This is a genomic window from Fundicoccus sp. Sow4_H7 (assembly GCF_052115865.1).
Taxonomy (GTDB): Bacteria; Bacillota; Bacilli; order Lactobacillales; family Aerococcaceae; genus Fundicoccus_A.
Window position 1 is genome coordinate 1 of sequence record NZ_JBQKME010000023.1, and the last position, 10486, is coordinate 10486.

The window sequence follows — 10486 nt, forward strand, 5'->3', positions numbered from 1 at the left end:
GGGTTTTTGTTAAAGTGCGTTTAGCCTTATCGTGTAGCTGTTTGTAGCACTTTTTTTTGAGGGATTGCGTGCCCAATAATCGCTAGGTACTTGCCCAATAATCGCTAGGTACTTGCCCAATAATCGCTAGGTACTTGCCCAATAATCGCTAGGTATTATAGTGAGTGCAATACATAATGTATGTATAATAAACATGCAAATGTAATACATACATTAAGCAATGTAATATTATGCGTTTGATAAACATAAAAAAAGGCGCTATGATGCGCCCTTATGGTGTGATGATTATTTTGTTGTATTTATTGCCTTTCTTTACTATCTCATAATCTTCAATATATCTTACATGCTTAAATATCTTTAATATTCTTTCAATGTTTTCTCGTTGCGTTCGCATTTGTTTCGCCGTTAATGTATTTTCAGTTTTACTATATTGTTTTTGTATCTGATCGTAAATAGTGCTATACAATATTGTTTTTGGTAACTTAGTGTGTTTCATACTTTCGATACGGCTCATTAGATATTGTTTAATAATTATACGTTCGGGGGTTGAATTAAGCCTTAAACCATTAGGTAAATCAGCACTTGAAAAGTCCATTAATTGAACTGTTTGAATTTGTTTAACATTTTCAGCGTATTGATACAATATAGGCGCACTCGTTAATTGATACCCGTTTACAACACGTCCGTAAATTTTACCTTTAATTCTAGTGTAATTAAGCAAACGGCTCTCTATTGTCATACCCCCGTTAGGATCATCAACATTGTTTAACTGGTAATGTTCGGTTAAATCAAGTTTAATTTTAACGTTTTCTAACGTTTGCATTGCATCTTCTATCATTCTTGCCTGTTCTGCCCCTGCATTTTGATTATCTGAATAATCATTTAATGCCCTATAAATAACATTATCGGTTATGAATGTATTCCCCTCTTTAAACAATGTGCATATGGTATCATATACGGCTTTTACATAAGGTGTAAATTCATAATTCCCAACGGTTTGAATGTTAGGGTCAATATTAATCTGGGCTGTTATAAGTACCTTTTCTTTATTTGGCTTACCTACATTAAGCGCTAAGCCCTCTATGAAATCTGGTAGGGGTTTTTTAACTAACTCATTGATTAATTTGGTGTTCATCATTTTTTTATCGGTAATCGGGAATAAATTAAATGCTAATACGGTATATTGTTCACTACTTGATACATCTATTAAAGGCGTTTCCTCGGATATAGCAAGCTTTTTTTTCAATCCTGAAAAATCGGGGTTTTGTTGTCTTTCCATGATTTACCCCTCTTTCATTTGTCGCAAATTACGTTGCATCAGCTCTGTTTCTATACTTAAATAAATATCATTATATTCTTTTTGCGATATGTAACCATAAACTACTTCATTCGCTAACTTAAAAGCCATATCATCTATTGTTTTTTGTGGTGCGCTGGTTAGTTGATCTAATTCGATTAAATCAAAAATAGGTTGAAACAGTTTTAAATAATAATTGTATTTACTATCTGAAGTAATTTTTAAACTAGATTTAGCTAAGATGCCTCTATCTTCAAACATTTTTTTAAAGGCTCTCGCCTCCTGGGCAACGTTCTTTGTTGCGTTCGCATCATCTGGTAAATAAACACTAATAGCATGTAGCAAGTGTTTAAGCTTAAAATGCTTAGCTAACACTTTAATTAAATCAGTAAATGCATAGTTTAATGCTGTACCGTCTGCGATTATTTCTAAGCTTTGTTGCATACCGTCTAAATTGTCCGCATCTAAATCTATTAGTAAATAGTTTTTTTCGTCTAATGGGTCGCCGTTGATGCGCTTATACTCATTGAATCGTATTGTCTTTAGCATATAAGCGGTGCGCCATGCATTGCTATCGGTATTCTGGGCTAACATTTCCCTTTGGTCTGCTGTTGCCTTTAATAAAGAATAAAGCGAAGTAAAATAACGCTTTACTTCAAACGTTCTTGATTGTATATCCTGATACAATTCATAGTAAGTTGATATTGTTTGATCATCAGTTACGATAAAATCTGCGACTATTGCTAATAAAGCGTTCGCTATACCTCCATAACTAAGATAAGCGTTAGAATCTTCCGTATATGATTTTATAAAGTTGCTCACTACCTCAATAATATCGTTGTCGGTGTGTGTAATATCAGAATGTTTTTTTAACGCCCCTAAGAACTCAAGCGCAAAAAAATATTCATTCGCATCCCTTAAATCTTGCGCATTTACGCTAACATGTCTGTTTTCGGACGGCACTTTAAGACTTACTTCTAAATAATATGTTTTTATAGCTTTATTTAATCTATCTAGGTTGTTTAAAACTGTTTTTTGTGATCCTGATGATGCGAAAAGCTTAATCATTTCTAAAAAGCTTTCATCATAAATTTGCATATTATCCTCTTTGGGTAGTTTAACTTTAAGAACGGGTAAAAAGTTAACTGCTTTTTCATTTGTCTGGGTCAACTTAATTCTTTTGTTTTGCCTGCTAGCAATTAAGTGACTGCCTAACTTCCCATATAAAACTCGTTGCGCTTTTGTGGGTTGAACTCTTTTTGTGGTGCTTTTAGAACTTGCCAATGATCGCCCTGCTGGTTTAGGCGCACGAATCTTCTTATCCCTCAAATATAATTGTCTTACCATTTATTCGCCTGCTTTCTACTAACTTCTTTTAAAGGCTAAAACGCCCTATTTTTACGTGTGTTTCAACTTCCGCTAATACTAATTTGTGGTAGTTGGGCTTATTATCATTGTCATTAAATAAATTTGTCTTGTGTCGCATCATCGCTATAATTTCTGTCGGTTGCGTTTTGGATAGCTTAATTTTTGGTGCGGTTATTTTGCTAAAAATAATACCTTTCTTTTAGGGCTTGCATTATAGGCGGAAACCTCTTTTTCCATCGATTTAAAGTGGTTTTGACTAGGTACAACGCTTTAATTAACTAGCCTCCATGCATATGGGTACTGTACAACTCTACATACCTTGCCTGAACCTTGTCAAAACTATCCTCCATGCATACGGGTACTGTGCTATAAAACTACTCGGAAATGACTAGATAAATATTAGCCTTTATAGGTCAAATGCGATTAATCTTTAAAAACTTTGTCATACATTTCTATTGCATCTTGCTCTTGTTCAATAAATTCTTCTGCTAGTGTATTGATTAGATCATTAACACTTGTTTGCTTCATGGTTGCAATTTTTCGTAAATCTTCATAAACGCTTGGATAGAATAACAAGTTGGTTCGTTTGTCTTTCGTTTCGCCTTTGCTTTTCGGGCGCCCTACTGTTGCGGGGTGTTCTCTAGTGATAAAAGTTTCTGCGGGGTTGTTTATTTCAAATTTCTTACTCATAGTTAAAACTCCTTTGTGTCTGTTTTTTGTGTTTTTTTGTAGTATTTTGTAGTATTGCATAGTCGCATCATAGATTAATGTTCATACGCTCGTTTTAAGCTCATTTCACATAACTATGTGAGTTAAGATGCGCTAATAAGCCGTATAAACGGTGTTAATATAGGTTTTAATACTAACATTTACTAACAATCTGTTACCTTGGGCAAACCTTGTACTAAATAACGGCTACCTTGTAAAACTTGCTATTTTTTATAGGTTTAATTCATCAATAAAAGCCATACAATCCATTGTTACATTTGCCTTAGGGGCGTATTCAAATAAATCTGTCCGCATAGCCTGCGCCTCTTTAACGGCTATTGCTTCACGTATTTTAGTATCAAATACTTTTGTACCTAAGGTTTGGGCGGTTTTGTCTATCATATCGGTTATTTCTCTCGTTAATATTGCCCTGTCATTGTAACGGGTTATTAGTATACCCTCTAAAAATAAGTTAGGGTTCGTGTATTGTCTAATCGTCTGCAAGGTATTAGCTAGTTGACTTAACCCCTGCAAACTATATATATCCGCCTGCGTGGGTATGATTACTTTTGTTGATGCTGTTAAAGCGTTAATAACTACCGTTGAAAGCGTTGGGGGTGCATCTACTATCACAACATCATATGTATTTTTTAAAGGCTCTAGCGCCTCTTTTAAGCGGTATTCTTTACCAATTTCACTAAACAATTCAATATCTAAACCCGCTAAACGGTTAGTTGCTGGTAATATATCGCCTTGGGCGCTGGTTACTATCGCATCATCAATATTATTTCTTTTTGTTAATACTTCATATGATCCAATTACGGGGCTGTTAATGCCTACTCCATACGTTAAATTGCCTTGCTGGTCTAAATCTACAAACAATACCCGTTTGCCTTTGTGTCTAAGCCCGTTGCCCAATAATTGGGCGGTGGTACTCTTACCTACTCCACCTTTTTGGTTAACTAATGCTATAACCTCCATGTTTCGCCTCTTTCTTTTATAGGTCGCCTTTAAAAAATGTGGTCTAATGATACTTTTTTACTTAAATATCGCCCCGCCAATACGGTGTTCACTATCGTTATTTTCTCGTTCTAAGTGGTGTAAATAAATCATGGTTGTACTGATATTTTCATGCCTTAATAATTGTTGTGTTTCTTCTAATGTACCGCCATTTAAAAGGTTTAATGTGCCTGCTGTATGTCTTGTACTATGTGCGGTTAAACGGTCGCTATCATACCCTGCATTAATTAATGCGCCTTTAACAATCGTTCGTATACTCCTAGTTGTCATTGTTTTACCTGCGTTATTGTTGCTAGTTGATGCAAATAGCGGGCTGTCGGGTTTTAAAGTGTCCTTGGTGCGGGTCTTTAAATACAATCTAATTGCTTTTTCTACCTCGGGAATGACTTTCATGTATTCCGTTTTGTCATCTCGCCCCTTGCCCTGCACGTATAGAACGGTGCTATTGCCTAGTGTTCGTAAATCTTCAATATTTGCTCTACTTACTTCAATGGTTCTAAGCCCGCCTGTAAACATTACCGCTAAAATAGCATAATCTCTTAGCCCTTTTGGGGTGCTACGGTCTACATTATTTAATACATCTGCGACTTGGGCGCTTGTTAGATAGTCTTTTTTATGTCCTTTAGTGACTTTTGCGCCCTTAATACCTTTAGCAATGTTAGGATATGCGCCTTGTGCCTCTAGCCAATTAAAGAATTGTCTTAGTGCAATAATGTAACTTTGGATTGTTGTAGACTTCTTACCGTCTGCCTTTAATTCATCTCGATAAGCTAAAATATCACTTCTTTGGGGCTGTCTAATATCATGCTTAATCAAATACCTTAAAAACTGTCTAATCGCTCTTGTATAGGTTGCCTGCGTGTTTTTAGATACATCAATAAAATCAATAAAATCATGGTATAACTGATTAAAGTTAATGTGCGGGTGCGGTTGTAATTCGTGTGTGTGGATTGTCTGTATATCGTGCATGATATTACCTCCTATATAATATATAACATTATTATTATTATTATTGTATGTATAGTATACACTATTCTTTTAACTTCCGCTATCCCTATCTTTAATTAAATAAAAAAGCGGGGTAATGATGCGCCCCGCCTTGTATCTAGCTACCGTACGTTTGATTGATTTTGTTCTTTAGCTGGTCTGCATAAGCCTTATTAGCTGTGATTGTGCCAATTAAGTCAATTGCTTCATCTAACACTTTTTTCATTGGTTTATCGGGGTTGATGCCCTTTAAAAAAGCTGTCATCTGCGCATTAGATCGCTTACGCATTTCATTTTGTTCTTGATAGGTCTGCATAACTGATTGCATAGCATCTTTTAATTTGTTCTGCGGGGTCTGTATAGGCGCATCATTGCTAACGGGTTCTTTTAGGGTGTCCGATTGTTCTGATTGTGTTGAAAAAAGCTCGTTTAGTGCGCTGTCTAACTCGTTATCGTTAGTCAATAGGTTGACCTCCCTTTAAAATAATCGGGGCTGTATGATGCGATTAAATCGCTTATATGTTAATATAAGTATGCTAAATAGTTTTGTTTAGTGCCTGCTAGTCCTTAACAGTCGCCTCTGTTAAGGGCTCTTTTTTGTGTGTTTCTTTAATTCTTCTACTTGTGTAATTAATCTCCCTACTTGCTCGGATAAACCTGCAAGGCAATCTATCGCTGTGCCAATGTTTTCGGTATTGCCTGCAATCGCTAGATCTACAAGTGCATCTCTACTCATTCCGCTATAATCGGCTACGCTTTCGTATTCGGCTTCAATAGCCTTTTTATCTTGTAATTTCTTCTTTTTATTTTCTTGATTAAAAAGCACATAAATTAATTTTTCATTGTCATTCATAATTGATTATCCTCGTCTTTCTTTTAATGTCTTAATCGCATCATCAATACGTTGTTTACGGTCTTTATTCAATGGTGTTCTAAGCCATAATGTGAGTGTGCCTGCTGTAACGCCCGCTTTATCTGCAACTTGCCAATAAGTTAAACCCGCATCAGTTATTTGCTTGCGTACTGTTTTATTAGCTTTTTCAGTCATATATTAACCCCCCTTAATGTTCATTATTCACTTAGTAACATATAACATATAACACATATTATTATTACTGTCATTATTATACACATACATATTATATTATGCAATGTATTATACACATAATAAATATTGTAATTTTAGCACGTTAACAGTTGGGCTAACGTGCTGTAACTTTGCAATTGATTTTAACGGCTTATTTGCTTGTTTAGGGCGGTTTAAAGGTTGTTTAAGGTATTTATATCCATACATGCTTACGTTGTTCATACGGGGTATTTTAGGGCTTGTATGATGCGTGTAATAAATGGTTATCGCATCATTAATTATTATGAATACAATGCCCCCTACCCCCCTAATATTTATCATAAACATTTAATTACTGTGTAGACTATACGCCCGCTGTATCTACCGTTAAAAAAGACTGAATTATTTAACGGGGTTTGTTGGTCTGTTATACAATCTTAAATTTGCTTGTATCTTTAATATTCAACGAAAAGCCAATTTCATCAGTTTCTGAAAAATGATTAAACTTAGCATTAAAATAAAAATCTATATGTCCGCCCGTTTCGCCGTTACGGTTTTTAAGTATTTTCAATTCAATTTCTCTAGGTTCTTTGCTCTTTTGCGCATCATGATCTAACACTAATTTTGGTTCAGTCACTTTTTTGTTTCGGTTATATTCTTCTATTTCTCGTTGCTTTGCGAACTGTAAACCTATAAGAACATCACTTGAATATTCAATAGCCCCGCTTTCCTTGAATGCCAACATACTAACGCTATTTGAATAGTTTTCTCTATTGAATGAACTAATCGCTAATACGGGTGTTTTAAAATCTCGGCTAATACGTTTTAACTCTAATACTGCTTTATCTGTATTCTGTTTATCTGTCGCTCGTGTGTCATATGGTGCTAGTATCTGCAAATAGTCAATAAGTATTACGGGGGCTTTTCCATAAACTTTTACATGTTCTTCTACCGCATTTCTAACTTGCTCTACGCCAATATTTCCCATGCCCTCATGAATGAATAATCTTTTTGCAAATGTCTGATATTGATTAACGCTTTTGATAATCAAATTTTTTTCGGTGTTATTGTAGGGCTTATGTTCGTTGCCGTATGCATCTGTATAACCCTTATATCGTCTACCGTCTGTTATGCCCCTGGTGGTCTTTGCGTTGTTGGTCGGTATGTCATCTAGCAATGCATTTTCATAAGTAAGCCTTGATATTGTTTTAGCCATTATTTCGCTACGGCTCATTTCTAAACTAAATATCAATACATCTTGCTCTTGTTCGCCTTGTGCTATTTGGTCTGCAATTTGTAAGGCTAGTGTGGTTTTCCCTAATGAACTGATTGCGCCTATTATGTATAAGCCCTCATACAATCCGCCGTCTAGTGTTTTATCAAATTGTTTAAAGCCCGTACTGATTGCTGGGGTATTAGCATTTGCATTTATTCCCTGTAAAAAATTGCTTAAATGATGCGCTGGGCTGGTGTTTTTGTTTAGCTGTTTAATTTCATCATCTGTTAGATAGGCGTGCCAACTATACGGGATATTATTTATCGTATAATCGTCTAAGTTAGCTTGATTAATTTCATCTCTGATTGATTGTTCTAAGCTATTAGCTGGTTCTGCTGGTGGTGTTAATTGGTCTAAGTTATTCATATCGTTGTCAAATATCCCCCGTTCATATTTGCTTGGGTTTTCAATCGCATCATCAATAAATGCTTTAAATTCGCCCCTATTCGCAACTAAAAAATCGTTCGCATCTTTATAATTGCCTGGCAAATGTATACTATGCACTTGTAATTGGTGTTTATTTAAGGCGTTATATAGTTTCTGATTCGCTTTCTGCCCTGCGCTATCGTTATCAAACAATAAGTAAAATACGGGCAATTCGCTTTTATCGTAAATAGTTAACGCATCATTAATCGCCTTGATAAACTCTGTATCGCCTGTACCACCTAAACCAATTGCTACTTGGTCTATCTCATAAAAACTAAGCGCATCAATTTGCCCCTCAACAATAAAAACATACCCGTTATTATAGCTGGGGCTTATTCCCTGCTTATAAAATAACTCTGATTTACCAACTTTTTGTTTTTGATAGGTTTCGCTAACCTTATCGCTAGTGCATCTTGCAAAATAGCTGTTGTTGCTGTTAGGTATGATTAAATATGGTTGTTTAGGGGGTTCGTTTTGTGAGTTTTTTAAGGCTTTTTCAAGTGCTAGGGGGTTTTGCCATTGTGGATCATATCCAATTTTAAATTTATTAATTGTTTTTTCTGTTAAGCCTCTTTGCGCTGGGTAATCTGTTTTATTAATTTGTTCATGCGCCTTTAAAATAAACTCGCTGTAATCTGTTTCGGGCTCTGTTTGGGTGTCTATATTTTGCTTAAAATTGCGTTCTAAGGGCTGGTAACTGTTGCTTAATACATCTATGTCAAAAATCTCAATTGCTTTGTTAAATTGGTTGTTTAAGCCGTCTATACCATAATCTAAGCCAATTAAATCAAAAACATCATAGCGTTGCTGACAAGAAAAACAGTAAACTCTATCGCCGTTTTTAATCAATCCCATGCTTGGGTTTTTATCATCATGTTCGGGGTTCAAACATTTGAACTTTCTTGTCGGGTCAATGCCTTTGCTTTCTAAGTATTCGCCTATCTTAGATTTTAATAATGTTTGTGCCTGTTGTTTTTCCATGGTTTACCTCTTTTCATTTTGTTTAGTGCCTGCTAATGGTCTGTATCAGTTAAATGTATATCCCTCCCTGTCGCATACCCATTAGCATTTTTTCTTAGTCTTTACCCCTACCCCGTTTCGTGTCGCCCCTAATTAGGATCAATCGGTTTATAGCGGGGGTGTTCGTATAAGGCTTAAATTTGCTTTCTAAGGCGTTTTAATTTCAGGCAAGGTAAAACTATTATTTTATATTTATAACCGCCCTACGGCTATTTTTAGTGGGTAGAATGTAACGCTGGTTCGTTATGCTGTCGCATCATCATTTTTTGTTAATGATGCGATTGCGTTGCATTGTTGTGTCGCAAATCGTTTGTTCTGTTTCCAACAATTTAAAGCTATATACCTTTCGATAATCTTAAGGTTTTTACTTATTCATCATGTACCTTATAAGCCTTGATAATCTAAGGTTTTATAAGGTTATAGCCTGAATAAAATGACAAGTTTTGTACGGTTTTGTATATGCGTTTAAATGTTAACATTTGTCAACATCTGCTTTAAAATCTTGCCCTATTCTTGCCGTTGTTATGTTTGTATATCGTGTTTGTTTTGTAAATCATGGTACAACATTTTAATCCGTTGTATATGCTAATTGTCTATACCCCGTATATAATCATGAATATTTTTGCGTGATATACCGCTTGTTGTGCGTGTATATAAAGTTTTCCCTTTAAAAAAGTTAACGATCGTGTTGTTTCGTAAAAACTCGCATTTTTATTGCCTTTTTAGGGTTTCTAATAATTATGATTACTCTGCGTGAAAGTAGCCTGATATACATGCTTTTCGCATCATTACGGGCTATTTTTGGCTGTTTTAAATGGTTTCGTGTAAATCTAGTCACTATATTCAGCCTTTAAAAAATAATAAGGTAGTTAGAACAATCCTACCCCCCTAATCGTTCGTCCTATAAATACCGCCCCTACCACGGTTATATAATCGTCCAAGTAATCTTTTGCTGGTCTGATATATATATTAACCCGCTATTGTTATTATTTCATGCCGTAAAAAGTAAAAAAAGAACTTGCATTGTTTTGAAAAAATGGTATAGTTCTGTTTTTTTAAGTAGCCCCCCTTTATGTTCTATTTTAGTTTTGCCATTAAAAAAATAACTGTGGTGTGTTCTTTTTCTTTTAAAATACGCTAGTCCGCCCTGCTTAGCAAAGGGCGGGCTAAGCGTGCTATAAAATCTATATTATTTATAAGATTTATAGGGTTTTTGTTAAAGTGCGTTTAGCCTTATCGTGTAGCTGTTTGTAGCACTTTTTTTTGAGGGATTGCGTGCCCAATAATCGCTAGGTACTTGCCCAATAATCGCTAGGTA

At 35.2% G+C, this 10486-nt stretch carries 9 protein-coding genes; all 9 read right to left on the reverse strand.

What is annotated here, in order from left to right; genetic code table 11:
• Positions 1 to 271: 271 nt before the first annotated feature.
• A complete protein-coding gene (locus ACTQ54_RS12270) occupies positions 272 to 1279 on the reverse strand; it encodes a hypothetical protein (RefSeq protein ID WP_441757228.1) in 1008 nt (335 codons plus the stop codon).
• A gap of 3 nt (positions 1280 to 1282) precedes the next feature.
• Positions 1283 to 2644 carry a hypothetical protein gene (locus ACTQ54_RS12275; protein WP_441757229.1) on the reverse strand — a complete coding sequence of 454 codons (1362 nt, stop codon included), beginning with the start codon at positions 2642 to 2644 and terminating at the stop codon, positions 1283 to 1285.
• A gap of 444 nt (positions 2645 to 3088) precedes the next feature.
• The gene (locus ACTQ54_RS12280; protein ID WP_441757230.1) at positions 3089 to 3355 is read right to left on the reverse strand and encodes a hypothetical protein; all 267 of its coding nucleotides are present in this window, start codon (positions 3353 to 3355) and stop codon (positions 3089 to 3091) included.
• 249 nt (positions 3356 to 3604) lie between these two features.
• On the reverse strand, positions 3605 to 4354 hold the full coding sequence (locus ACTQ54_RS12285; RefSeq protein ID WP_441757231.1) for a ParA family protein: 750 nt from the start codon (positions 4352 to 4354) through the stop codon (positions 3605 to 3607).
• Between the two features lie 57 nt (positions 4355 to 4411).
• On the reverse strand, positions 4412 to 5362 hold the full coding sequence (locus ACTQ54_RS12290; RefSeq protein ID WP_441757232.1) for a tyrosine-type recombinase/integrase: 951 nt from the start codon (positions 5360 to 5362) through the stop codon (positions 4412 to 4414).
• 136 nt (positions 5363 to 5498) lie between these two features.
• Positions 5499 to 5843: a hypothetical protein gene (locus ACTQ54_RS12295; protein WP_441757233.1), complete on the reverse strand. Its 345-nt coding sequence runs from the start codon at positions 5841 to 5843 to the stop codon at positions 5499 to 5501.
• Between the two features lie 120 nt (positions 5844 to 5963).
• Positions 5964 to 6233: a hypothetical protein gene (locus ACTQ54_RS12300; protein WP_441757234.1), complete on the reverse strand. Its 270-nt coding sequence runs from the start codon at positions 6231 to 6233 to the stop codon at positions 5964 to 5966.
• Positions 6234 to 6239: 6 nt separating this feature from the next.
• Complete coding sequence (locus ACTQ54_RS12305) at positions 6240 to 6428, reverse strand: hypothetical protein (protein WP_441757235.1); 189 nt, start codon at positions 6426 to 6428, stop codon at positions 6240 to 6242.
• 445 nt (positions 6429 to 6873) lie between these two features.
• Positions 6874 to 9129: a DnaB-like helicase C-terminal domain-containing protein gene (locus ACTQ54_RS12310; RefSeq protein ID WP_441757236.1), complete on the reverse strand. Its 2256-nt coding sequence runs from the start codon at positions 9127 to 9129 to the stop codon at positions 6874 to 6876.
• Between the last annotated feature and the right edge of the window lie 1357 nt (positions 9130 to 10486).